This window comes from Haladaptatus sp. SPP-AMP-3 (assembly GCF_049568665.1).
In the GTDB taxonomy this organism is placed as follows: Archaea; Halobacteriota; Halobacteria; order Halobacteriales; family Haladaptataceae; genus Haladaptatus; species Haladaptatus paucihalophilus.
This window is the reverse complement of the sequence record NZ_CP145900.1, coordinates 75,266-100,029: the sequence shown is the minus strand read 5'-3', so window position 1 is coordinate 100,029 and position 24,764 is coordinate 75,266. Positions and strand designations below refer to the sequence as shown.

Below are 24,764 nucleotides of genomic sequence, written 5' to 3'. Positions count from 1 at the left end.
AATTTCGGGCTTTCGAATAAACACGAAATAATTCTCTCCGTCGTTCACACACTGTTCGATACGGTTAGCGGATGACCGCACAGAATGCCGCCATGGATTCCTAATATTTATTCATGTGTCTCAGAAAACCCGAAACAGAATGACGCGCGATGGAGACGGCGAGTTTCTGACGACAACCGAGTACGAACGTCTCCGTCGCGCCACCGAAACCTACCGCGAGGACCTCATCGTGGCGCTCGCCGGACGCGTCGGTCTCCGGCCCTCCGAACTGACGCGGATTCGGCCGGCCGATCTCTGCGACCACGACCACGACGGCGACCGATTTTTCTTCCTCACCGTGCCCGAAGGCGACGACGAGACTCGCGAGGCATACGTGCCGCGAGCAATCGCCCACGACCTCCAAAAGTACCGCGCTGCGAACGATATCGACACAGGAGACCCGTTCATCGCCGTCTCACCGCGTCGCGTCCAGATGATCGTCAGCGACGTCGCCGATCGAGTCGATGATCCCTGCGACGTGACTTGCCGCGACTTACGCAAGCATTTCGCGTGGCGTCACCTCGTTGAGGAGCACGTAGATCCACGCGTCGTACAGTCCGTCGGCGGTTGGAAGCGTCTCGACAGCCTCACACAGTACTATCCCACGCCGACGACGGCGACGATTATCGACGCCTTCACCACTCAACCACCGACTCGGAGCGGTCACAGGCGCGGCCGTCCCGGTCGTCCTGACTCCCGGATTCCGGCACCGGAATCGCGACGCACTGACCGCCTCGCGTGCATGGAAGCACTCGGCCGAGCACTCACAGAAGCGTCTACCGATGAGGACGTACGCGCCGCCGCCTGTGACCAGCTCGCGGACCTGTACCGTGGCGTCTGGCTCTGTGACGAACGAGGCGCTACACGGGCGAGTGTCACGCCGCCGCGAACTACCGACGACCACGCCGAAAACGGCAACAGCAAACGTGACACCGACGGTGCTACCGATAACGATGACGAGAGCGACGTTCCGGGTGCGATTCTCGACGCGACGGACGCACTCGACGGAGCGGAATCAGGTGCCGTTACGGTCGTGGATGCATCGTCGGTCGCTGCGGATATCGGTGGCGTGCTCTCTGGGTGTTCTTTCGCCGTTGCGCCGCTGGAATCGAGTGAGACCGTTCACGGTGTTGTTTGTGTGGCCGGTGACTCGTTTCGGTCGGCAGACCGGACGCTCCTCGCGGACGCCGGTCGGCGCATCGGACTGACATTGACGTCCATCGAGCGCAAGCGATTGCTCTTGACAGATACGGGTGTCGCGCTCTCGTTGCGGAGTACGGACAGTAGCATCTTTCTCGTCGCCGCGTCTGCCGAACTTGATTGTCAATTCTCGCTCGACGGTGTGGTCCCCATCGAAGAGCACTCGCTGCTGTATTTCGTGACTGCCAGTGGGGCTGCCGTCAGCGAGGTGCTCGACCGTGTGACCGATGCGGAAGCCGTCGAAGATGCACGGCTCATCCGTGACTACGGTGAGGATGCGCTCTTCGAGTTCACCGTCTCTGGCGAATCGCTCGCGACGATTTTGATTGAGCGCGGTGGGAACGTCCGTGAACTTTCAGCGCAGTCCGGCATGCTCGACGTGTCGGGGGTCTTCTCACGACACGCCGACGTTCGGAGCGTGGTCGAAGCAGTTGAGGATGTGTTTCCGGAGACGGACTTGTGTTCGAAGCGCGAGGTCGAGGTACCGACGCAGGGTGGTGTCCGTGTCCAGCAGTCGGTGCAGGACCGCTTGACGGAGCGCCAACGAACGGTGTTGAGGGCTGCGTATCTCGCGGGATACTTCGAGTGGCCGCGCGGGAGTACGGCAGAAGAACTCGCGAGTTCGATGGGTGTCTCCTCGCCAACGCTGCATAACCACCTCCGGAAGGCACAACAGAAACTCCTCGACAGCGTCTTTGAGGAGACCGATCCCGCGTTGGATGAGACTGAGTGACACTAAGTGTCTAGCCTTGCAGGTTCTGTCGGACGAACATACTCCGGCTAGATCTGGTAGTTGTTGGTGGGAACTTTCGGTACAGGGCTCTCAGTGCAAGATTCGAGCGGATTGGTATAGTTAGCTCCATCACTTATGTAATAAGGTGCGGGTTGTGAACTTGGCACATGAGCGACGAAGACGGCGTACAGTTGGAAGCGAGACTTGAAGAACAAGAAGCGTTCGACCCACCAGAGGAGTTCGTCGAACAGGCGAACGTCTCCGAGAAGTCGATCTACGAGGAGTTCGAAGAGAACTGGCCAGAGTGCTGGGAGCAAGCGGCGGACCTGCTCGACTGGGAGGAGAGCTACGACGAGGTCTTAGATGCGTCGAATCCGCCATTTTATGAGTGGTTCACCGACGGAAAGCTGAACGCCTCGGAGAACTGCTTGGACCGCCACCTCGATGAGCACGGCGACGAGGCCGCCATCGAGTGGGTCGGCGAACCACTCGAGGAAGGAAACCGCACGTACACCTACGAGGACCTGCATCGGGAGGTCAACGAGTTCGCGGCTGCGCTCCGGGAGATGGGCGTCGGCGAGGACGACGTCGTGACGATGTACATGCCGATGATTCCGGAACTTCCGATAGCGATGCTCGCCTGCGCCAGAATCGGCGCACCCCATAGCGTGGTGTTCGCGGGGTTCTCGGCAGACGCACTGGCGACGCGGATGAACGCAGCTGACTCGGAGTACCTCGTGACCTGCGACGGCTACTACCGTCGCGGCGACCCGCTCGACCACCTCAATAAAGCCAATGACGGCCTCGCGGGCGTCGAGCACTTCGTATCCGATGCTGTGGTCGTAGAGCGCCTCCGCGACGGCGACGGCTTCGGCCACGACCTCGCAGACGATCAACGCACGTACGCCGACCTCGTCGCCGAACAAGCGGGCGAGACGGTCGAACCAGTTGAGCGGGACGCCGAGGACATGCTGTTCCTGATGTATACGTCGGGCACCACCGGGCAGCCGAAGGGTGTCAAGCACACGACCGGTGGGTATCTGTCGTGGGCGGCGTGGACCAGTCAAGCAGTGCTGGATATCGAACCAGAAGACACGTACTTCTGTTCGGCAGACATCGGCTGGATTACGGGTCACTCCTACATCGTCTACGGGCCGCTCGCACTCGGCACCACGACGATGATGTACGAGGGCACGCCAGATTATCCCGAGCGCGACCGCCTCTGGGAAATCGTCGAGGAGTACGAGGCGAACCAGTTGTATACCGCTCCCACAGCGATTCGAGCGTTCATGAAGTGGGGGAGTGAGTATCCCGACCGACACGACCTTTCCTCGCTCCGACTGCTGGGGACGGTCGGTGAGCCGATCAACCCGCGGGCATGGAAGTGGTACTACAAACATATCGGCGACGAATCATGTCCGATTGTAGATACTTGGTGGCAGACTGAAACCGGCGGCATGATGGTCACGACGCTTCCCGGCATCGGCACGATGAAACCCGGCAGCGCCGGGCCGCCGCTCCCCGGTGTAGACGCACAAATCGTAGACACCGACGGTACGCAGGTCGACGCAGGGCGTGCGGGCTACCTCACGGTGCAAAAGCCGTGGCCGGGGATGCTGCGAACCTTATACAAGAACGACGAGCGTTACATCGACGAATACTGGCGCGAGTACTCCGACACCGATAGCGACGACATGGAAGACTGGGTGTACTTCCCAGAGGACGGCGCGAAGATAGACGACGACGGCTACATCACGGTATTGGGTCGCGTGGACGACGTTATCAACGTCTCCGGGCACCGCCTCGGGACGATGGAAATCGAGTCGGCGATCGTCGGCGTCGAGGGTGTCGCGGAGGCCGCCGTCGTCGGCGGCGACCACGAGGTGAAAGGCGAAGTCGTCTACGCCTACGTCATCACCGAAGAGGGATACGAAGGAGGCGACGGACTCCGGTTGCGCGTCGTTGGCGGCATCGAAGACGCCATCGGGCCGATCGCACGCCCCGAATCGGTTGTGTTCACGCCCGAACTCCCCAAAACTCGTTCTGGGAAGATTATGCGCCGCCTCTTGGAGGACATCGCCAACAACGATGAACTGGGCGACACCTCGACCCTGCGGAATCCCGACGTCGTCGAGGACATCGCGGCGTCAGTATCGGATGACTAAACGATTCGAACGAAAACGACGTTCAGAACACGACGATGATAGACGAGACCACACCATGACAGATGAAACCTCACGACGTGACGAGCAACGTGCCGAAATAGAGACAGACGGCGGTGTCGCTACCGACCGAGGAACCACCGACTACCTCGACGCCCGCGTCAACATCTTCAAGCCATCGACCCCGTTCATGCGGGACCACCTGAAGATCGTGTGGACGATGTTCGCAGCGTGGGTGCTCGTTGTCTTCGCCCCTGTGACGGCAACGTATCTCGCGCCAGACCTCATGACGAGCATCACCGTGTTCGGCTTTCCGTTACACTACTTCCTGACCGCGACGGGGTCCCCGCTCGGTGCACTCATCCTCTCGTTCGTCTACGCGCGCAAGCGTGACCAACTGGACGAGAAGTATGGTATCGAACACTCGACGACCCAAACTGCGAGCGACGCCGAGGCAGTCGCCTCCGACGGAGGGACCGAACAATGATGCTGACGCCGCTCAACCTGCTCCCGGACGCACTGAACGCCTCGTTCAAAATCATCCCCGCCATCATGGTCACGGGGATGTTGCTGTTGTTCCTCGGAATCGGATACGCCTTCCGCGTGACCGACACCGACGACCTCTGGGTCGCCGGTCGCTCCATCGGGAACGTCGAGAACGGCATGGCTATCGGTGCCAACTGGATGTCCGCAGCGTCATACCTCGGGATGGCCGCACTCATCGCGCTGTCGGGCTACTACGGACTCGCGTTCGTCATCGGCTGGTCGACGGGCTACTTCGTCTTGCTCATCTTCATGGCCGCCCAGATGCGCCGGTTCGGAAAGTACACCGCGCCGGACTTCGTCGGCGACCGATTCAACTCCGACACCGCGCGCGCCATCGGCGCGCTGACGACGATTCTCATCGGCTTCGTCTACTCGGTCGGCCAAGCCCGCGGTATGGGACTCGTCGGCATCTACGTCTTCGGCGGCGACTACACCACGATGGTCGTCTTGATGATGGGTATCACCGTCGGCTACCTCGCGCTGTCGGGGATGCTCGGCGCGACGAAGAACATGGCCGTCCAGTACGTCATCCTCATCGTCGCGTTCCTCGCGGGCCTCTACGTCGTTGGCTACACGCAGGGCTACTCGACGTTCCTGCCGCAAATCGAGTACGGCGCGATGCTGAATTCGCTCAACTCAGAGTTCACGGAACCGTTCAGCAGCGGTAGTTACTACCTCTGGATTGCGACTGCGTTCTCGCTCATCGTCGGCACCTGTGGACTACCCCACGTGCTGGTCCGCTTCTACACCGTCGAGAGCGAGCGAACGGCCCGCTGGTCCACCGTATGGGGGCTGTTCTTCATCTGCCTGCTCTATCTGAGCGCCCCCGCGTTCGCGGCGTTCGGCACCGACCTCTACGCCAAGTCGGTTGGCCCCGTCTACGGCGCCAGCGGCATGAGCGGCGCGGAAGGCGACGTCATCGTCGTCCTCGCGTCGCAACTCGCGAACCTCCCGACGTGGTTCGTCGGTCTCGTCGCCGCAGGCGGTATCGCCGCCGCCATCGCGACGACCGCAGGCCTGTTCATCGCCGCCTCGTCGGCGGCCGCCCACGACATCTACACGAACATCATCAACCCCGACGCGACACAGCGCCAACAACTCATCATTGGCCGTCTCACCATTATCGCTCTCGGTGCTATCGTGACCGTCACGGCGCTCAACCCACCGGCACTAGTCGGTGAACTGGTCGCACTCGCGTTCTCGCTCGCCGGACTCGTATTATTCCCGATGTTCTTCCTCGGCCTCTGGTGGGAGAACGCCAATCGACAGGGCGCGCTCGCCGGAATGACGACCGGACTCCTCATCTGGACTGCCGCGGTGTTCAACGAACTCATCTTCGCCACCGACGCGGGCCCAGTCGTGCCCCTCTACGCCGACGTCTTCCCGGCGGTCGGTGCTGCGCTCGCTGGAACGCCCATTGTGTTCGCCGTCACCATCGCGGTCTCACTGGTGACCGACGAGCCACCAGAACGCATCAAACGCATCGTTCGGCAGTGTCACAGCCCCGAACCGATGGGGCAACAACAGAGTGCCGAAGACGTGGTTTTGGCCTCCAACGGTCCGGTTTCGGGGGACGACTGAATGTACGAACGCATCCTCATTCCCACGGACGGCAGCGACACGGCAGAACGAGCGGTCGACGAAGCACTCGCCATCGCGGAGAAATTCGACGCCGCGGTTGAGACGCTGTACGTCGTGGATACAGATGCTGTGGACGTGACCCTCGGAACCGAGCAAGTCGACCGCATTCGTGCCGGTCGATTCGGCGAGATGGACGACCTCGAAGCACGCGCCCGCGACGCGACCCGATACGTCGCCGAGCGAGGCCGCGAACGCGGTATCGACGTTGCAGAACACTTCCGTGGCGGCCAACCCCACCGAGTTATTGCGAACGTCGCGAGCGACCACGATGTCGACCTCATCGTGATGGGAAGTCACGGCCGTAGCGGCATCGAGCGAATGCTACTCGGAAGCGTCACCGAGCGCGTGCTCCGGTCTACCCATCGGTCGGTATTGGTCGTGGACGAACGGGAGGCCGAGTAACGTGTCGCTCACCGGCACCGTTCTAGACCATGTCCGCGAGCATCGGTCCGGGATGGTCGTTGATCTCGCGTTCGCAGTAATCTGGGTTGCCGTCGTCTCGGCGTTGTTCGATGCGCTTCCGGCACCGACGTGGGCGTACCACTTGTCACTGTTCGCAGGTGTCGTCGCGTACTTCGGATTCTTCGCGTCGCTGGAGAGTGCGCGAGACGCCCAGTGACCCAGTCTCGGTTTTCCATGGAGTGAACGATTCAATCTTCGTCTGATACGTCCGTTCTGACGGCTACGCTTCGCCAAATGCGTCTTCGTAGCGCTCCAGACACGGCCGCTGTTAGTCGATGGCACAGTCGCTCGCAGTCGGTCACCGTCTGCGTAGACAGTTCACTGGCTGCAACGGTCAGGGTACACGCCAAAGAAACGTCCTTCTGTCTGACTGGCTACCTGTATCGAATCTCTGTCCTGTCGTGAAGTTCTTGCAGTCAGTGCTGAAAGGAGGAGCTGGCACTTCGTGTGTAGATACGTGGTCACATCGGCATTTCTAACCAAGCATGGTCGATTGCGAGCGCTCATCGAGACACATCCGTCAATCGAGGATCGGATCAGTAATCTCAAAAAGATAGCTACGAACGACTGACGCGGTGGTTAGTTCGGTAGTTCTTTTCGTCCCGTTCGCACGCACGGCCAGCACGGGAAGCCACCGAGGTCGTCACAGTCACAGTCGTCTGGTTCGGTCTCGTTGTCATCCTCGGAGGGGAACGCATCGAGTGTTCCGTCGTCGGTTGCGTTCTCGACGGCGGCCATGTGTTTGCAAAATGCGTTCCGGTGGACGTGGTGCGGGCACGTGCAGGCCAGCAGGTCGAGCGACTTCCCTTACGAGCCCCCGCTCTTCGAATTGGACGGTAGATTACGGTTTTTGGGCTGAATCGAACCGTCGTACGAGAACGCTGATCCACCAGAGTTTCAGCCCGCTGGCTACCACCGTAGCCACAGCGGCACCTGTTGGCCGTCGTCTCCACGCGGCGACGAACGCGTAGAGGAAAACCATTGCGCCGACCGTATTGCAGATATTGGGGTAAGTGACTCCCATGGTCCCTCTTTCCTCCTCGCGTACCCACCAGCGTTCGGCGAGAACGCCTCGAGTCATCCACGCATCGTCCGTTTCCGGCGGCGAGAAGAGAAACGGGTTGATCGCGGCCCAAAGCAATCCCGCGAGGAGGAGTCGCCAGTCTCGTTGATAAACGGCGTAGACGAGGACAGCTCCGGTCGGGACCCGGGTCCATCCACTCATTGGGTTTGCATGGCGCGACCAGAGTACTTCCTCAGTCCTGTCGAGCATGTTTTGCATACTGATTTATTGACGCGGATCGGTCTCCCGGTGTCGCCGGGACACGAGGTAGATGGCTCCGGCGAGACCAATCGCCAGGGAAAGGGCAACACCGCGACGTCCGACGGTGTCTCGAACGGTGCTCTGGATCGTCCTGCCATGGCGGGACGGAGGCCGTTCACTCTCGACGAATTCTCCAAACGATGTTGCGAAGCGTTCGACATCGTCCCAGTCTGTGTACTCGTAATCACGCGACGTATCAGTACCAAGGCCAAATGCGAGCGCGGCCAATTTGAAGAGCCAGCGCATCTTGAAGTCGTACTGCGTGTACTTGAGGGCGCCTGCGAACAGGCCTACTCGATCGGGATGCCAGCCGGTCGTCCCTTCAAGCTTCTCGACGTAGTCCGCCGCCCCTTCCCGAGCCCACTCCAACGAGGCGGCGGACGCCAGCGACAACTGGAAGAATCCCGATGGGCGGTCAGCCAGCGCTTGGTTGTAGCGCTCGACGAACGCTAGTACCTCCGGTTGGTGCGTACGGTTATTAACCGAGGCACCGATTAACACCCCATCGAACTCACTTACAGCGATGTCGGAAGCCTCGGACACGTGGGTAGTTGTCACGTCGAATCCCTGCTCCACGAGGATCGAGTCGATGTATTCGGCCACTTTCTTTGTTTGGCCCTCGCCGGTTCCATACGCGATGAGGATCGAAGTCATGGTGACAGATGTACGTCACGAGGCCCAAAATAAGTTACCTGACTTTCTCTATGAGCGAGCCCACTACGTCTCGGACTGATCTTTGAGACGTGTTTGATGAAGATTCCCCCTCTACTGAACCAAGACTTTGACCTCCGCTAGGACGCATGGGTCTTCGGGGAAGTCTCCTGCCAGCAGACGTGGGAGACGGTCCTAGAGCGAGAACGAGTTATGTCCTCTCGCTGATGCGGTAGTCAAGGTCATCTTAGCGGGCTACGGCGTGGATAACAAAGTCTGTGAGTGGGTCGCCTTATTGAGATATCTTCGATCTATTAGAGTGGCGTCTGGTAGTCATTATCGGTAAGCCAGACTTTCGACTGGGACTATGCAATAGCTTAATCGGCAGCCGTGCTTTCGATTCGCCTGCCGGATTTATCAGATTCAGACTTGAGCTGGGTGAAGGAGTTGGTAAGCAGATCCATCATTTCCTCACAGATTATCTATAAAATAATGTGTGTGGGTGACTGACAGGGGGTATTTCATACCATAGTAATAAATTAACTCTGATACTTCTTTCGAGACATTCTACTAGCACTGAGATAACGAGTTAGTCTGCCTTCCCCCGGTACTTCAGCAACTCATTCTTTATGTCTGTCAAGCTGGTCGCTCTCTTTCGAGAGAAACGCAATGAGGCACGGAGCTCAACTATGGACGAACACGAAAATCAGACCGGGGAGTTTACCAGGCGAAGCGCGCTGAAAACAATCGGTGCATCAACCCTTGCTGTAGGAGGTTTCACGGGAATTGGAGCCGCCTGCGCGCAACAGTGGATACCAGATCAAAAGATCCTTCCAGTGGCAGGTTACGGATGGCAATTTGGGAAAGCAACTGAACTCGTTGGAAATAGAGCCTTCGTAGGAGGACCTACCGCTGGCAGTGAAAATGTCTTTTCTGGAGCGGTCTATGTCTACCTGAAGGAAGAGTGTGGGTGGGCGGGGTCACAGCAGTTAACTGACCCAGAAAATCAAGACTATTCCTTTTTTGGTTATTCAGTTTCATCAGATAATAACCAAGTCCTCATTTCAGCACCCTTTGCTAGTGCTGAAAGTGATTTCTCTGGAGCCGTTTATGAATTTGCAGAGGGAGAGTCCGGATTCACTCTGACGAATAAGATAGCATCCACAGATAGTGTCCAACTCGAGGGTTTTGGATATTCTACTTCGGTAGAGAATAACACGGCAGTTATTGGTGCCCCATCAGTCACTTCTACATCTTCGAATACTAAATCAGATGCTGGAGAGGACAAGGCTCTCCCTGGCGCAGGATATATATTTACCAAGCAGGGAGGAGATTGGAGTCAACAAGCGAAGTTGGCTCCAGAAGGTAAGACTGGTCAGTTTGGATTTTCTGTAGATATTAGCGAAAATACTGCAGTAGTTGGTGCACCCGCTACTAACACTAGTGAGCCCTCTTCTGGCGCCGCCTATGTCTTCACGAAGCAAGGAGACACTTGGAAGCAAAGTGCGGAGCTTACACCTGAAAATCCTAAACCTTGGGCTAAATTTGGTGCCGAAGTGAGCATCTCTGGAGGAAGATTATTGGTTGGTGCTCCTGCTACTGCCTCCTCTGAGACTGCTGCTGAAGTTTATGAATTCACGCAGTCTGAAAAAGATTGGAAATTAACCGCTCAGCTGCAAAGTTGTGCCCCTAACGCTTTATTTGGGCACTCAATCGCGCTCAAAGGAGATACAGCTCTTATTAGTGCCAGCCTAAAAGAAGACGACGTTGTGTACGCGATATCAAGAGAGGAAGGAAAATGGGTGAAAGATACAGAAAATGCGTTTACACCTAGTGGTGGAGCTCGATATACTGCCTTTGGGGTATCCATGTCATTAGACCAAGATGAAATTCTTGTCGGAGCGCCATACGAAGACACCAATGCAGTAGATGCAGGTGCAGCATACACCCTCACAAATGACTCTAATCAGGTTGTGGACTCCGCTAGTAAAACAACGGATTCTTCTACGAAATCTGCTCTTGAAAGCATCTCTGTGGTGAGTACTTCGGCGACTGGAGAGTCTACTAATTACACTCTCAATTACACGATTAGTGATACGCCAACTTACAACCTCTCCTGCATCACAACCCCCGAACAACCCGAGACCACATGGACAACCACCGAGCCGCCCGAGAAACCGACAACCACCGGGCCGCCCGAGACAACCACTACTCAAACTGGATTCCCATCTACAACTACCCCTCTACCCAATTTCCCATCACCAGTTATCAATCCACCCGCTTCCCCAGCCCCTACTTTAACCTTCAGTCCAAATAATTTCCTGTCTCCATCTGGCACTTTCATATCTCAAGGGTTCGGTAACCCACTTATTCGTCCTCGTGTCCGTCCTCCGAATATAAATGTTATAGGGGACCCGGGGGGTAATTTGCTCGACCCACTTGCTCAGAGTGATTTCGGGAGTCCCCGGTTCAACCCTCCGGGTCCGTTTGCTATAGGAGAACCAGGGGGCAATCTGCTCGATCCACTTATTCGGAGTGATTTCGGACTAGGTGGAGCACCTACCACTGACTGGGCTACCGAAAAGGCCGACTCAATTGGTGGCTATACTAACCCCCCGTGGTAGTATCAGGTGAACGGGGTTGAGACAGGCCGGATCCATAGTGGCCATTATGCTCACCCCACTTGCAAACAACAGCCAATCCAATACTATCAGTGACGATCAAGAGCCGATCAGTTCTGGACAGTGTTTATAAAAGAAAACTGATTCCGATCTGTTTTTTCAACAGCGTATTATCCGCCCTCACTGTCGGCGACGTCCGCGGTATGCTGTTGGGCACGGTCAAGCAAATCGCGGTTAGTCGGTGTGTTGTCGCGTTCGGTCGTATCTGCACACTCGGTTAGCGTTCGCTGGGCAACATTGGACAGAGTTGATTGGCGTGACATAAATGAAAAAGAAGACGGGGTTAGCAACAGTCGGTGAGTGCGTCTTTCCGAGTGGCTTCCGCCCCACAGTCTTCACACGTCCAGTAGGTGTGATCGACGGTGCCGTACGTGTCGTAGCCCGTGTACGGGCCACTAATACGCTCGTCTTCGTCGTCCTCAGACGGGAATGCATCGAGCGTTTTCTCTTCGGTTGCGTTTTCGACGGCGGCCATGTGTGTGCAGAAGGCGTTCCGGTGGACGTGGTGCGGGCACGTGCAGGCCATCAGTTCGTGAGTCACGTCGTCGATGGAGACAGTGTACTGGTGCTCTGCGGGGTTCTCGTGGCTCTCGTTGGCGACTCCGAGAGTCCGGGGGCATCGACGTCGAAGGAAAACTGTTCGGTCTGTGCGCGTTTCTACACACGCCCGAGGGCACCGTTCTTCCTTACCAATTGCTACGTACCAAATGGTAATAAAGCTTGTCCTCTTGCTTCGCACCAATAGGATTACACCGGTCGAAATACTAGGGGTGAGTATGAGCCGAGAAAGGAACCGAGATACTGGCCGGTACGTCCAGACACTCACCCTCGACGCCGTCCTTCGGGCGATGCGTGAAGCCAGTGACCCGGTCGTCACGGCAAAGGAACTGAGTGAGCGACTGGATTGCTCCTCAGAAGCAGCCCGCCAGAAACTCGTTCAACTGCATGAGCAGGGACTGATCGAACGTCGGAAGGTTGGTGCGGGGGCAGTCATTTGGTGGATCGACGAGGATACAGCGGACCCGAGCGGAATCAATGCAGACGATCCATTTTGGTCGCTGAAGCCAACTGCTGGTGAGCCAGTCGAGGAAGACGAGATCGACGATATTCTCTACGGTGGCGATGAGTGAACAACCACAGCCCTTGTTCATCGATACGGGGGCGTTCTTTGCGTGGGTGAACACCCGTGCTGGGCGGCACGAGACTGCTCAATCCGTATTCGATGCGCTTCGTCGTGAAGCGATTCCGTATCAGCCGTTGTTCACGAGTCGGTATGTGCTCTCGGAGTTAGCCACGCTCACCACTCGGAGGGTCAACCACAAGACGGCGGTGGATGTGCTTTAGACGATTCGGCGTTCGGAGAGTTTCAATATTCTCCCTGTAGGGGAGGGTGTGTTTGCGGCGGCGTGTGATGAGTTCGAGCGCTATGACGACCAGCAGATTTCGTTTGTTGATCACACGAGTGCGGTACTTGCTCATGAGTACGATATCGACCATATCTTTGCCTTTGACCGAGATTTCACGACGCTTGGGCTGACTCGTGTGCCTGCTGATATTCACTTTCCAGAGTGAGTTTGGTTAGGAGTGCAAGAATAACCCATTCGCTATTATCACTGTATTCTTGGTCTCGGTGGCCTCACTAGAATTCACAGTAAAGAGCCGGTAGTCGTACCGAGACCAGACGTTAGCTGTTGGTGGGTCTGAAGCCCTGTCTGGAATCGCTGAATAATCTTTGACTGATGTTCTGGACATGCAATGGGTACGATTGCCCCGTCTTGGACTGGGACGAGGGATTGGGCTGCAGAATATGATGCGAAACGACAGCCAGGACATGAGATACCCCCGGCTGGTCGATGGTGGAGAAGCGTCGCTGTGTCGTCAGAGGTGAGTCCACAGATCGACGTAAACTGTTCGAGATGGTCATCACAACTGAGCACAGGAATTCGAAGCTGATCCAGGAGGAGAAATGACACGGCTTGCTGGCTATCAGGGTCGAGAGCAGATTGGCACGCATTACAATCGATAGCTGGGAGATTGTCGGAGATTTCCGACTGTGATTGCTGAGTATCTGGGGGTTGCATTATGTAGTGTAGCAGGCATCAATACGGATAAGTAATTGGGACGTTTGCCGGGGAAACACGTGAGGGCTAATATCGGATACAGTTACCGGGATTTGGAAGGTGTTCGGAGTTAGTATGAAATACTAACCTCGTTATCAACGCTGAATCAATTAGGGTGGACGAATGGCCCAAAAATAGTGTTATGGGCTATGACTGCAAACGAGAGTAAGCGCGACGAGCAGAGACGATTTGCGGAGCAAACGAGTGATGACAAGATTCTTCGAGTGGTTCGTGCGTCCGAGGTTCCTGCCGTGACCGCCCGGTGGGTGGCGGAGACGGTCGGGATGAAACGTCAATCAGTGCATCAGCGGCTCGAGGAGCTTCACGAGAGAGGTACGTTAGAACGGGGGAAATTGAGTTCGTGGGTGGTTATCTGGTGGATTTCCGAGGAATAGACGCTTCGCTCGAATGCAACCCGACCCGTCTACAACTTGTTTCTTTTGGGATTCTAAGCCACAGTATTTTGATGGAGTACCCACCTCTCTTTGGTATGAACGTCCAATTACTCGAAGCAACCGAGAATCCGGAGGAACTCATCTGCAGTGGCGCACGGAACGACTACATGAGTGAGTTCAACGCTGGTCTCTCCCTCAAAAGAGACGATGGCAAGTGTCGACGGAGAAACCATCGAGGAGAAGAAACGGACCCTCATCGCTCATTTGCTCCAATACGGCCACTATGGACCGTTCGAACACCCTTCTGCAACGTTTGCAGCTGAAGGGATGAGCCAGGCGTGCATGGCTCAACTTACTCGCCATCGCCACGTTAGCTTCGACGTCCAATCAATGCGGTACGTTGCCTTCGATGAGGTTGATCTTGTGGATGTGGAAGCGGGAGCGATGGTTTTGACACCACCCTCAGCGACGGATGCGAACAGGATTAGGGGCGGAAGAACCGATTGGCACCCTAATCAAAATTCCTAATTATTAGACTCCACATCGAGAATGTCACCAAACTCGTGGAAGCTTTCGACGGTTAGATGCGGCTCATCCAAAAACGCTTCCCACTCTGTTCCTCTTCGATTGAGCCACACTCCTTGCATTCCAGATTGCATCGCACCATGCACATCATTCCACGAGGCAGTCACATGCGCAAGTCCTGTGATAGGAGTCTCTGTTCGGATAGCAGCATGTCGATACAATCGTTGATCTGGTTTGTAGAGTCCAATCTCCGAGGCACTGATTGTTCCCGAGATGATGTCGTCAATTTCGGTGTGATCAACTAACGTCGCAAGCATGTCCAGATCACCATTCGAGAGCACGTAGACATCATAGCCATCGTCAGTGAGACGTTTGAGTCCAGTGCGAACGTCATCAAAGACAGTCAGTCGATCGAGGGCAGTGAGGATTTCCTCTTGGTCTGTTGGAGAAACAGATGCACCCACTGATTGAAGCGCATACTTGAGCGAGTGACGGTATTTCTCTCTGCAAGGGCGGAATTCCTCGAACTGAGTGGCAGTAATCCCGTAGATCTTCGATCGTTGGAACCAGATTGTAGCAGCTTCTCGTGCTTTATCAGTATACTCGGCGAGTGCATCCTCTAACGAACGCATGTCGACGAGTGTGCTATACGAGTCCACCAAGACTGTTTCAACGCGAGCTGCATCAAACGAGTTCATGCCAGTGGTATACCGAAGATAGAGGATAACAGTTATTCACAGATGAAGAACAGTTATCATCTGTAACACCTCATGAGCAGCGATCTTCTGTCCAATCTGCGAGAGCATGAGGGATGTCACCTCAGAACAAGTCGAGTACGACGTTGTCGGCGCGAACCCTTTACTACCGTATACGGCAATTCGATGGCGACCAGCAGAGAATGCGATCCACATCGAGATTCTCATTGTGCGCGTTTCTACAGCGTCGGGAAACATCGTCCGTTCCATGAATCTGCGTTTCAATCGACTTCACAACTCGATGTATAGACGATTGCCGCTATCTATGACGACAGTGTAGTCCAGCCAGAGCGTTAACGGCCCAGAGATATCCCGGTTGTTGGTACAAATGGTTGAAGTACTACTGACAAGGGTTCCGTCACGAATCTCCGCATTCTGTGAATGTACTTTACTCCGTCCTCTAGCGATAGGAGCGATGAGTAATTCCCTTTGGAATCGATACCGGTCAGTTCCACTTGTTTATCGTATTGCTGTCGGGTTCATACTTGGCGGCTTGCTCGGTCTCATTGTCGGAAAGCCCGCCGCCGCACTCGAGCCATTGGGGGCGTTATTTCTTCGACTCCTGAAAATGTTGGTTGTCCCCCTCATTGTTTTCACACTCCTCAGTGGTGTTAAACAACTAACGCCTGCAAAACTCGGCCGGATTGGTGGGAGTGTCGTTGGGCTGTATCTTGTAACGACCGCCATCGCTGGTTCTCTTGGTCTTGTCGTTGCAAACATATTAAATCCGGGAACAGGTGTCCAATTCACTGGCGGGAAAGCTCAATCCGCATCGCCACCATCACTTGGGGAGGTTTTTCTGAATATCGTTCCCACGAATCCTGTCGCAGCATTTGGAAACGGGGATGTTCTTTCTATCGTCTTTTTCACACTTGTATTCGGTCTCGGCCTTGCTATCGCCCGCGACTCTACCGAGTCTGAGCATGTCCATGATGGAATCAAGACGTTCTTTGAAATCGTCGATGGTATCGTTGAGGGCCTTTTTACTGTCGTTTGGGGAGTTATGGAGTACGGTGTTATCGGCGTATTTGCGCTTCTAGCGACCTCGATGGCAACACACGGTCTCGGCGCCATCGAAAGTCTTGCAATGCTGGTTGCTGCGGTTGCCCTTGGAACTCTTCTTCAGATTTCGATTACCTATCTCGGTCTCATTACGATGCTCGGTCTCGGGCAACATCCGATCAAGTTTCTCCGGGGTGCAAAAGATGCGATGGTAACTGCATTCAGTATCCGGTCCTCAACTGGTACGCTTCCTGTAACTATGCAGAACGCGGAAGACGACCTCAAGATCGATGAATCGTTGTATGGGTTCTCACTTCCGCTTGGCGCAACTATCAATATGGATGGTGCGGCGATTCGACAGGCGATTACTGCTGTCTTCGCTGCGAACCTCTTTGGGGTCCACCTCGGCCTCGGTGATCAGGTCACTCTCCTTGTTACCGTCGTTCTCGTTTCAATTGGGACTGCAGGTGTACCCGGAGCGGGCCTGATTATGCTGACTGTCGTCCTCCAATCCGTTGGTCTTCCACTAACTGTCGTCGGATTTGTCGCTGGTGTCGACCCAATCTTGGGACGAATAGCCACGATGAATAACGTCACTGGCGATCTCGCTGTGGCCACCCTTGCAGCAAAATGGAACGATGCTATTGACTTTTCTACAGGGGTCTGGACCGACGACGAGACTGCTGGAGAAACCGGACTAGCTACCTCGGATTGAGGCCCTAGATTTCTCTTAGTCTACATTCCAGACGTATTGACACAGCCGAGAAAATAGCTGATTCAGTGGTTCACTCGTTAACGAGCAGTAGTTTTCCAGTGAAATCTCCCTTCTCTCCTAAACGGTGTGCGGCCGCTACTTCTTCGAAAGTGAATCGTTCATCAATATGTGGTTCGATGGCACCGTCATCGACGAGTGCCGCGATAGTCTCGAGTTCTTCACCGATGCGGCTCTGATGTTTGCCCAGCAATACCGGGAGAATGACTAATACAACTCCTAGTTCGAGCGAATTTGCATGCATCGCCGAAAGATCCTGTGTTGAACTCGATTCGGTGGTTACAACGGTTCCGAACGGACGAACCGCTTGGAATGCTGTTTGGAGATGGTCGTCACCGATAGGATCGAATACGATGTCAAATCCGTCCTCGCTAGCATGGTCGTTCACATATGCCTCGACATCGGTCGTCGTGTAGTCAACTGTCACGTCAGCCCCGATTTCAGTCGCGAGAGCACGTTTTTCCTCCGAGGATCCAGTCGCGGTAACGTTTGCTCCGAACCAGCGTGCAAGCTGAACACCGATATGACCGACACCACCGCTCGCTCCATAGACGAGCACTTCGTCGTCGATGTCGACGGTTGTCTTGTCTGCGAGCATCTCCCACGCCGTGAGTGCGACGACTGGCAGGGAAGCTGCCTCCTCGAGTGGTAGCGTCTCTGGCGCGTGAGCAAACGTGTCCACGTGGCCAGTAACGTAGTCAGCGAGGGTTCCTTGCTGGCCGGCCCCACCAGGCATCCCATACACCTCGTCACCCTCTTCGAATCGCTCTACGTTTGCGCCAACGGAATCTACGATCCCCGCAACGTCACAATGAAGAATCGCTGGGAAATCAGGGCTAAAATCGGGGAGGTCCCCGCGGCGAATCTTGTAATCGACCGGGTTGACACTCGATGCGACAGTTGCGATGCGAATTTCGTTTGGTTCTGGATCGGGAATCTCGACTGTTGTCTCCGTAAAGACATCTGGATTGCCATATTCTTCTATTGTATAGGCAGTCATCTCCGAAGTCATATCGGATTGGCTTTTGGCGTCCAGAATTGAGTAAGTCTCGCTTCCGGAAGCAGATGACAGGATGCGAAACCGAACAGTAAGTGAGCCGCAGGCTGGAAGCTACGACCACTCGCTAACAGCGCGTTCACCAAGCATCTCTCGGAAATCTTCAGTCGTTTGCTCTAGCAGTTCACCGCTGGACCACTCGAGGATGACGCCGTAGCGTCGGATAAGATCTAGCGTATCAAGTTCTCCTTCATTGTAGCGCTTAGCAACTATCTCGGGGTCCTCGCCTAACCACGCTCTCCGATTTTCGCGGATATACTCGCGCTTCTGTTCCGTTGCTTCTTGGTTGACTTCGTATTCACACAGATCGGGGTCAATTTCCTCAATGACGACACCATAGTCCTTGGCTGCACGCTCGACAGACACGTAGTCATCCTCGACGTCTACCAACACATCCTGGGGGTTTCGGTCAAGGGGGTCGCCAAATCCACCACCCCCTGAGGAGGGACGGACAAATTCGTTGCCTTCTTCGATGGGAACACTAGAGAAGACCGTGCCCATCTCCTCGGACTCCCCATCTTTTGTGAGAGTAACACCGTGAGGGATTCCTGGAAGACCACCGTTGATTCCCCAGGTGATAGACCGGGCACGATCCGAGCAGTACGATATAACACTATTTTCACATTCTAAGATATCACCACCTTTTCGAACACCGAACCCACCGCGGTACTCCCCTGGTCCAGCAGAATCAGTCACAATGGAATGTTCACTCGTCAAAAGCGGTGTGTCGCGCTCTTGACCTTCCAAAGATTGGACGGCAAGGCCAGCACCAAACACTGGCGCTGTAGCAGTAGCGCCGTCTTTACCATCACGACCTCCCCACCCACCGGCCATCCAATCGTACCAAGCGAACTCTTTACCGTCTCGACCCGGCCGTTGATCTTGCCCACCTGCAAGGAGATACTCGAGGTTGAATGCACAAGCCATTGCCCGCTCAGGCAAGACCTCTGACCACAACTCGAAGATGGCATTCATTACTTTCTCATAAGCACCAGCGACTGATCCTGTGACGGGAACTGGCTCTGGTGCATTTACCACTGTTCCTTCCGGGAGTTCAGCACTAACGACTCGATACATCCCCGAATTCAGTGGCACGTCTGGGAAAAACATCTTCGTTCCAGCAATGACTGCCGAAAAGGACGTACCAAATGTCGAATTCAAGAAGTTACCGATGTACTCGTCCGACCCTGAGAGATCGTAATGAACTTCGTCTCCGTCGATAGTCATTTTGACGTCAACTGTGACGAATCCCTCTCCTTTGTTGGGGTCTGCATCGATATAGTCCTGGGTGTGCCAAGTGCCATCGGGTAAGTCATCAATCTGCTTGCGCATCATGCGCTCAACGTAGTCTTTCGACTCATCGAACGCAGTCATCACTGTCTCAACACCATACTTCTCAACAAGTTCGAGGAGGCGTTCTTCAGCGATTCGTGTCGCTTCGGCTTGTGCCCGCATATCGCCCATTCGATCCTCTGAAAGACGCATATTGGTCGTGAGGAGGTTCGCGACATCGTCTCGGAATTCTCCACGGTCCCAAATTTTCAGTGGTGGAATGCGCAGCCCTTCAGCAAAATGGTCGTTTGCACTAATGTTGAACGAACCGGGAGCCGGCCCACCAACGTCAGCCCAGTGACCATTCGATTGGGTAACGGCGATGAGTTCGCCGTCGTGGAATACGGGGCGCATAATGCGGACGTCGTTGATATGGGTTCCACCGAGATACGGATCGTTGACAATGTAGACGTCGCCGGGATTGATGTCCCCCTCGAAGTACTCGAGGGTTTCCTTGCAGGTGTAATGAAGGGTACCAACGTGAACAGCGATGTCTTGTGAGCCTTGCATCACTGTATTGCCCTCTGCATCGTTCAAGCAATTGCTGAAGTCGCGGTTGTAAATGACGAACGAGTAGCAAGTTCGCTGTATTTGTTCGGCCATTCGGTCAACGAGATTCGTGAACGAGCTGCGGAGTACCTCGAACGTAACTGGATCGAGGTCTATATCCTGTTGTGGTTGTGTATCGGACATGGTTAGACGGTAATGATGATGTTTCCAGTTTCGTCGACTTCGGCTGTCATCTGAGGTGGAATCACGACGGTCGAATCCATCTGTTCGACAATCGCGGGTCCATCGAAGGTAGCACCTGAACCAAGCGCTGTGCGGTCATAGACGGCCGTATCTACATATTCTCCGATTTCTGTGAAGTACGCTTCACGAGTGTTCTGAAGAGCATTAGTAGAATCACCTCGATCGATTTCTGGGAACGAAGGTTTCTCGACAACACCTTTGCCAGTGACGTGGAGGCCATATATCTCGACGGGTTGATCTTCATCGGAGTAGGCGTAGGTCTGTTCGTGCTGGCGATGGAACCGTTCTCTGATTGATTCGATGCTATCGATTGGTCGTGAACAGGTCACTTCCAACGAACGCCACTGACCGACATACCGCATCTTTACCTCGTATTCCATTCGCATTTGTTCATCGTCGATACCTTCCTTTGCAAGACGCCCGTGAATCTCGCTCTCCATCTCTGCAAAGGTATCCTCAATATCATCTACGACGCCCCCTGACGCGTTGGCGATGAACGTTTGTGAGAGGTCGTGTTCAACATCGACTAGTAAACAGCCGAGTGCCGAGTTGATTCCAGGATACGGAGGGACAATGACCTTCGGAATGCTCATTTCCTTCGCAACGTGGGCGGCATGCATTGGACCAGCACCGCCGAAGGCAACCAAGGCGAAATCACGAGGATCGTATCCCTTGCTCGTTGAAACCAGACGAACGGCGTTACACATATTGGCGACAGCGATTTGCTCAATAGAGGAGGCAGCTTCGATGAGATCCAGTCCCAACGGATCGGCGATGTCACGTTCGATTACCTCACGAGCCGGATCAGCAGTGGCATCCATATCACCACCAAGGAATTTGTCTGGATTGGCCCACCCCAGAACGACATTGGCATCGGTCGTAGTGGGCTTATCCCCACCTCGGAGATAGCATGCAGGGCCGGGATCTGCTCCTTGACTCTTCGGTCCCACGCGTAAGGAACCACCGTCGTCAATCCAGGCGATCGAGCCACCACCAGCGCCGATAGTTTCGATATCTGTCGACGGGAACATGATGGGATAGCCATATTCGACAGACCATTCATCGGTCATCTCGATATTGTCCTGAAAAGTGAGCGAGACGTCAGCGCTGGTTCCACCCATGTCGAAGCCGATTGCGTTCTCGAAGCCACATTGTTCGGCAATGTACTGACTCGCAATCGCGCCTGCAGTCGGCCCTGAATTGGCGATACGAGCAGCATAGTAGGCGATCGCCTCTGTTGTCATTACCCCACCGCCAGAGTGCATCGCAAGAACGTCACCGTTGTAATCTCGCTCGCTGAGTTTCTTCGAGAGATCGATTAAGTACTCACGGACAACTGGAACCAACGCTGCATTGATGATTGTCGTGCTGGTTCGCTCGTGTTCGAACATCTCCGGGAGGATTTCATGGGAGGTACAGACGAACGCGCTGGGATATTCCTGTTCGACGATCTCAGCGACCCGCTGTTCGTGTTCACCGTTGACGTAGGCGTTGATCAACGATACAGCGATAGTGTCGATACCACGTTTCTTGAAGATACGAGTTACTTCGCGAACTGTCTCCTCATCAAGTGGAGTAACGACGTTTCCGTCTGTATCGATGCGTTCGGAAACCTCGAGCCGATCGCGTCGCTGAACATATGGATCAGCAACGTCCTTATACGCATCCCACAGCTCGTCCTTCGTCGCATCACGAATTTCATGAACGTCACGAAAACCTTCAGTCGTGATCAACCCGATTCGAGGGAGTTCACGTTCGATGAGAGCATTGGTACCGACCGTTGAACCATGGGAGAAAAATTCCAATTCTCCAATACCTGTTTCAACCTTTGTCAAGCCATCTATGACTCCCTCTGCTGGATTTGCAGGTGTTGATGGGGTTTTCGCTATTTCAATCTCTCCAGTCTCGTCGTTGAAGATGATAACGTCTGTGAACGTACCACCGATATCTACTCCAGAACGTATCATTGATTCATCGGAAATAATTACGACAGATACATACTTAGAATTTTGTTGTTTGTACATTACAAAAGGCTCAAAATAATAAGTCTCATGTTGGCGAATGACACGGCAGCGATATTCTTGATGTACTACCAACGTCTCCCACTGCCACCGCTCGGTGGGCGTAGATACGGTTCCAATGAGGCGGGTAGTGCATCAACGGCTTGGTGAGCTAGAACGTGGGGAATTGAATCCACGGGTGGTTATTTGGTGGCTCTCAGAGAACAAGTAACAATGCGTACCTTAGTAGCGATTACGAGCTTTTCGGGTATTTCAGGGGAGAGATGACCACCCATCTAGTTTATTATGTTTTGTATCTAACTAGTGTAGCTACCAGCTATGAGTGACAGGCAAGGGGGACGCTGGAAACGGTACCTCACAGTGATCCCGTGGACGTTTGGAATCCTATTCATTCTCAGTGGGCTAGGCTTGACTCTCGTTCCTGAGTCGGATGTACTCCGATCGATTAGTAGCGGTCTTCTCATGATTGTCGTCGGACTGTTTGCAATCCCGCCCGTTCGACGAAAAGTCAGCTCGCTCACAGGGCGAGATTTTTCCACTCTCGTTGTGATCGGCATCGTGCTCAGTGGGGTAATCGTCTCGGGTGCGATGCTCCCAGAAGCCGAATCAACGGGACCACAACAAGGGAAGACGAGTGACCAGGGGGTTGCAACAACGTCAATGGAAACAACCACGACATCGGCAGCAACAACACAGGTGACGACAGCAACGGAGCAGATGACGAACACTCAAACGATGGACACAGCATCGAGTGTGATGACAACGACTGCCGCTCAATTATCAACGCGACCTGCTCGTACGCGATCCGCCCGTGGGCCAGCGAGCGGAACCAAGTGGACAGTTACTGTCACGAGAGTAATCGATGGAGATACTATAGAGGTCCAGTTCCCGAACGGTGAAACGGATACGATACGCCTTTTGGGAGTTGATACACCCGAGACGACCCTTAGTCGAGTAAACCCATCTGAATTCGAAGGGATTCCGGATTCGACGGCTGGTAGAGATCACCTCTACGAGTGGGGCGAGCGTGCGAGTCAATTTGCGACTAATAAATTGGACGGGAAGACAGTTCGCATCGAGACGGATCCTCAGGCAGATCGTCGAGGGAGTTTCGGCCGACTCTTGGTTTATGTCTACGTGGATGGTACGAACTTCAATCGACAGCTGTTGACGGATGGGTACGCGCGGTTGTATGACAGTTCGTTCTCGAAAAAGGGTGCGTTCGAGCGTGCTGAAGCCCGAGCGCAACGCAACCACGTTGGGGTGTGGAAATTTGAAGGAGCTACTGTAACGCCGACGTCGACGGTTGGAACACCCGCAAGTGCGAATGGAGTCAACGTTCCACCACCACCAGCAGATGGTGATTACGATTGCAGCGATTTCGACACACATGAGCAGGCACAAGCCATTCTCGATCAAGATCCGAGTGATCCGTATCGGCTCGATGCTGACGACGACGGGATTGCCTGTGAGTCGATTTGATCGACGGGAGGAAGATAAACACCTACTCGTCCAGATAGGGTTAGAGTAGAGTATATCTGAGATTTGTTTTCAGCCATGAGGATATGGTTAGTCGTATATTGTATACAGATGTAGCATACAAATGCAGCATACAAATGCAGTATCGCCTCTTCAAGGTGAGCTATAACAAATCTCCACTCTTGGGATAATGCTCGTCACGAAGCTAGAAAACGTCTACTTCACAATAGACGAGCAAACCAGACCCACCGTTGTACGAACCTACTACAGCTGGTCGATATACTCGGCGAGTGTATCGAGAAAGCCTGGATCATACGCCTCATCAACATGATTGACGTTCCAGAGGCCAGCATGTCGAATCTTCTCACTCGCACTATCTCGTCCTAGCCAGTTGTCTACCCGTGGGTCAGCAGCTGACTTTTCGAAGTTACTCAGCAACGCGATGGTGACGTTCGGTTCGTCGTACCGACGTGTAAACTTCACGGTCACTTGTATATGGAGCAATATCGGGCGGCCTATCCTGACGTCGAACTGTTCGCTGCACCTGGATTACCCGCTCGACGACCTGACCTCCGATTCGACAGCCTCCTCGGGAGTACGCCGGACCCTCGCTGGAGTACCGACATTGACCAGATCGCGCTTATGGGCAATTGGTGGATCACCGAACTCGCGTTCTTTCATCGGCCAAGTAAAACTGCCATTCTCGGAGATATGGGCTTTCACATCACCGAAAACAGCTCTATAGAGATACGACTTTTTGCCCGGATCGGCGGCATTTACAATCGAATCGGACAGTTCCCGGAATTCAAACTCCCCATTAGAAACAAGGACACAGTCAACCAGTCAGTGCGGAATATCCTTGCTTGGGACTTCGACCGCGTGATTCCCGGCCATGGCGATATTATCGAAACTGGTGGTAAAGAAGCAATTCAGGATGGTTTTCAGTGGTTGGTGAAATGAGCGAGGGAAGTCATAGTGCCAGGATTAGTACGACGAGTGATTCGCACACTGGATTATGGCGGAGGGAAGCTCACAATTCAGATCCTGAAGAATGGTGACGTAGTGAAGGAGAGCAGTACGAGTGTAGAATATGGAATGGCACAGCTTTCGGTGA

General features: G+C 54.6%; 20 protein-coding genes and 1 pseudogene. 13 read left to right on the top strand and 8 right to left on the bottom strand.

The features are described from left to right. Positions 1-139 precede the first annotated feature (139 nt). The 6 genes from V5735_RS19335 (at position 140) to V5735_RS19310 (ending at position 6,940) form a co-directional block, all read left to right on the top strand. A complete protein-coding gene (locus tag V5735_RS19335; RefSeq protein ID WP_423746666.1) occupies positions 140-1,972 on the top strand; it encodes a bacterio-opsin activator domain-containing protein in 1,833 nt (610 codons plus the stop codon). Positions 1,973-2,139: 167 nt separating this feature from the next. Continuing rightward, complete coding sequence (gene acs, locus V5735_RS19330) at positions 2,140-4,137, top strand: acetate--CoA ligase (RefSeq protein WP_423746665.1); 1,998 nt, start codon at positions 2,140-2,142, stop codon at positions 4,135-4,137. A 55-nt stretch (positions 4,138-4,192) separates the two neighbouring features. Next, the gene (locus V5735_RS19325; RefSeq protein ID WP_423746664.1) at positions 4,193-4,621 is read left to right on the top strand and encodes a DUF4212 domain-containing protein; all 429 of its coding nucleotides are present in this window, start codon (positions 4,193-4,195) and stop codon (positions 4,619-4,621) included. Next, positions 4,618-6,261, top strand: coding sequence for a VC_2705 family sodium/solute symporter (locus V5735_RS19320; RefSeq protein WP_423746663.1), 1,644 nt, complete (start codon positions 4,618-4,620; stop codon positions 6,259-6,261). The genes V5735_RS19325 and V5735_RS19320 overlap by 4 nt, the downstream gene beginning before the upstream one ends. Next, entirely contained in the window at positions 6,262-6,723 is a 462-nt protein-coding gene (locus tag V5735_RS19315; RefSeq protein WP_007981514.1) for a universal stress protein, read from the top strand. Position 6,724: 1 nt separating this feature from the next. Further along, a complete protein-coding gene (locus V5735_RS19310) occupies positions 6,725-6,940 on the top strand; it encodes a hypothetical protein (protein WP_026178006.1) in 216 nt (71 codons plus the stop codon). 422 nt (positions 6,941-7,362) lie between these two features. Here the strand turns inward: V5735_RS19310 and V5735_RS19305 are convergent, their stop codons facing one another. From V5735_RS19305 to V5735_RS19295, 3 genes are read right to left on the bottom strand one after another with little or no spacing between them, the layout of a single operon-like run. Further along, on the bottom strand, positions 7,363-7,572 hold the full coding sequence (locus V5735_RS19305) for an SWIM zinc finger family protein (RefSeq protein ID WP_423746721.1): 210 nt from the start codon (positions 7,570-7,572) through the stop codon (positions 7,363-7,365). Positions 7,573-7,624: 52 nt separating this feature from the next. Next, positions 7,625-8,065, bottom strand: coding sequence for a DUF6653 family protein (locus V5735_RS19300; RefSeq protein ID WP_423746661.1), 441 nt, complete (start codon positions 8,063-8,065; stop codon positions 7,625-7,627). Positions 8,066-8,071: 6 nt separating this feature from the next. Next, positions 8,072-8,761, bottom strand: coding sequence for a flavodoxin domain-containing protein (locus V5735_RS19295; RefSeq protein ID WP_423746660.1), 690 nt, complete (start codon positions 8,759-8,761; stop codon positions 8,072-8,074). A 686-nt stretch (positions 8,762-9,447) separates the two neighbouring features. Here V5735_RS19295 and V5735_RS19290 point away from each other — a divergent pair. Then, positions 9,448-11,382 (top strand): hypothetical protein, encoded by a 1,935-nt coding sequence (locus V5735_RS19290; protein WP_423746659.1) that lies wholly within the window; start codon positions 9,448-9,450, stop codon positions 11,380-11,382. 340 nt (positions 11,383-11,722) lie between these two features. On the opposite strand, the gene V5735_RS19285 is transcribed toward V5735_RS19290, so the two are convergent. Next, positions 11,723-11,965 (bottom strand): hypothetical protein, encoded by a 243-nt coding sequence (locus V5735_RS19285; protein ID WP_423746658.1) that lies wholly within the window; start codon positions 11,963-11,965, stop codon positions 11,723-11,725. Between the two features lie 250 nt (positions 11,966-12,215). Here V5735_RS19285 and V5735_RS19280 point away from each other — a divergent pair, with 250 nt between their 5' ends. The 3 genes and pseudogenes from V5735_RS19280 to thyX all read left to right on the top strand — a co-directional run. Continuing rightward, positions 12,216-12,569 (top strand): HTH domain-containing protein, encoded by a 354-nt coding sequence (locus V5735_RS19280; RefSeq protein ID WP_423746657.1) that lies wholly within the window; start codon positions 12,216-12,218, stop codon positions 12,567-12,569. A gap of 217 nt (positions 12,570-12,786) precedes the next feature. Continuing rightward, positions 12,787-13,011, top strand: coding sequence for a type II toxin-antitoxin system VapC family toxin (locus V5735_RS19275; RefSeq protein WP_423746720.1), 225 nt, complete (start codon positions 12,787-12,789; stop codon positions 13,009-13,011). Between the two features lie 1,038 nt (positions 13,012-14,049). After that, positions 14,050-14,440, top strand: a pseudogene (gene thyX / locus V5735_RS19270) (FAD-dependent thymidylate synthase); the annotation flags it as partial. Between the two features lie 38 nt (positions 14,441-14,478). Here thyX and V5735_RS19265 read toward each other — a convergent pair. Next, positions 14,479-15,177, bottom strand: coding sequence for a haloacid dehalogenase type II (locus V5735_RS19265; RefSeq protein ID WP_423746656.1), 699 nt, complete (start codon positions 15,175-15,177; stop codon positions 14,479-14,481). A 472-nt stretch (positions 15,178-15,649) separates the two neighbouring features. Here V5735_RS19265 and V5735_RS19260 point away from each other — a divergent pair, with 472 nt between their 5' ends. Then, positions 15,650-16,951: a dicarboxylate/amino acid:cation symporter gene (locus V5735_RS19260; protein ID WP_423746655.1), complete on the top strand. Its 1,302-nt coding sequence runs from the start codon at positions 15,650-15,652 to the stop codon at positions 16,949-16,951. Between the two features lie 70 nt (positions 16,952-17,021). On the opposite strand, the gene V5735_RS19255 is transcribed toward V5735_RS19260, so the two are convergent. The 3 genes from V5735_RS19255 to V5735_RS19245 all read right to left on the bottom strand — a co-directional run bounded on the left by V5735_RS19255 (position 17,022) and on the right by V5735_RS19245 (position 22,117). After that, positions 17,022-18,020, bottom strand: coding sequence for a zinc-binding dehydrogenase (locus V5735_RS19255; protein WP_423746654.1), 999 nt, complete (start codon positions 18,018-18,020; stop codon positions 17,022-17,024). A gap of 99 nt (positions 18,021-18,119) precedes the next feature. After that, entirely contained in the window at positions 18,120-20,090 is a 1,971-nt protein-coding gene (locus V5735_RS19250) for a hydantoinase B/oxoprolinase family protein (RefSeq protein ID WP_423746653.1), read from the bottom strand. Between the two features lie 2 nt (positions 20,091-20,092). Then, entirely contained in the window at positions 20,093-22,117 is a 2,025-nt protein-coding gene (locus V5735_RS19245; RefSeq protein WP_423746719.1) for a hydantoinase/oxoprolinase family protein, read from the bottom strand. Positions 22,118-22,633: 516 nt separating this feature from the next. On the opposite strand from V5735_RS19245, the gene V5735_RS19240 reads away from it, so the two are divergent. Continuing rightward, positions 22,634-23,653: a thermonuclease family protein gene (locus V5735_RS19240; RefSeq protein WP_423746652.1), complete on the top strand. Its 1,020-nt coding sequence runs from the start codon at positions 22,634-22,636 to the stop codon at positions 23,651-23,653. A gap of 492 nt (positions 23,654-24,145) precedes the next feature. After that, complete coding sequence (locus tag V5735_RS19235; protein ID WP_423746651.1) at positions 24,146-24,610, top strand: hypothetical protein; 465 nt, start codon at positions 24,146-24,148, stop codon at positions 24,608-24,610. Positions 24,611-24,764: the final 154 nt, after the last annotated feature.

What these genes read in the sequence shown, in the direction of transcription:
- V5735_RS19335 (WP_423746666.1), top strand. Translation starts at nt 140, where the DNA reads ATGACGCGCGATGGAGACGGCGAGTTTCTGACGACAACCGAGTACGAA.
- acs (WP_423746665.1), top strand. Translation starts at nt 2,140, where the DNA reads ATGAGCGACGAAGACGGCGTACAGTTGGAAGCGAGACTTGAAGAACAA.
- V5735_RS19325 (WP_423746664.1), top strand. Translation starts at nt 4,193, where the DNA reads ATGACAGATGAAACCTCACGACGTGACGAGCAACGTGCCGAAATAGAG.
- V5735_RS19320 (WP_423746663.1), top strand. Translation starts at nt 4,618, where the DNA reads ATGATGCTGACGCCGCTCAACCTGCTCCCGGACGCACTGAACGCCTCG.
- V5735_RS19315 (WP_007981514.1), top strand. Translation starts at nt 6,262, where the DNA reads ATGTACGAACGCATCCTCATTCCCACGGACGGCAGCGACACGGCAGAA.
- V5735_RS19300 (WP_423746661.1), bottom strand. Translation starts at nt 8,065, where the DNA reads ATGCAAAACATGCTCGACAGGACTGAGGAAGTACTCTGGTCGCGCCAT.
- V5735_RS19295 (WP_423746660.1), bottom strand. Translation starts at nt 8,761, where the DNA reads ATGACTTCGATCCTCATCGCGTATGGAACCGGCGAGGGCCAAACAAAG.
- V5735_RS19290 (WP_423746659.1), top strand. Translation starts at nt 9,448, where the DNA reads ATGGACGAACACGAAAATCAGACCGGGGAGTTTACCAGGCGAAGCGCG.
- V5735_RS19285 (WP_423746658.1), bottom strand. Translation starts at nt 11,965, where the DNA reads ATGGCCTGCACGTGCCCGCACCACGTCCACCGGAACGCCTTCTGCACA.
- V5735_RS19280 (WP_423746657.1), top strand. Translation starts at nt 12,216, where the DNA reads ATGAGCCGAGAAAGGAACCGAGATACTGGCCGGTACGTCCAGACACTC.
- V5735_RS19265 (WP_423746656.1), bottom strand. Translation starts at nt 15,177, where the DNA reads ATGAACTCGTTTGATGCAGCTCGCGTTGAAACAGTCTTGGTGGACTCG.
- V5735_RS19260 (WP_423746655.1), top strand. Translation starts at nt 15,650, where the DNA reads ATGAGTAATTCCCTTTGGAATCGATACCGGTCAGTTCCACTTGTTTAT.
- V5735_RS19255 (WP_423746654.1), bottom strand. Translation starts at nt 18,020, where the DNA reads ATGACTTCGGAGATGACTGCCTATACAATAGAAGAATATGGCAATCCA.
- V5735_RS19250 (WP_423746653.1), bottom strand. Translation starts at nt 20,090, where the DNA reads ATGTCCGATACACAACCACAACAGGATATAGACCTCGATCCAGTTACG.
- V5735_RS19245 (WP_423746719.1), bottom strand. Translation starts at nt 22,117, where the DNA reads ATGATACGTTCTGGAGTAGATATCGGTGGTACGTTCACAGACGTTATC.
- V5735_RS19240 (WP_423746652.1), top strand. Translation starts at nt 22,634, where the DNA reads ATGATTGTCGTCGGACTGTTTGCAATCCCGCCCGTTCGACGAAAAGTC.
- V5735_RS19235 (WP_423746651.1), top strand. Translation starts at nt 24,146, where the DNA reads ATGGAGCAATATCGGGCGGCCTATCCTGACGTCGAACTGTTCGCTGCA.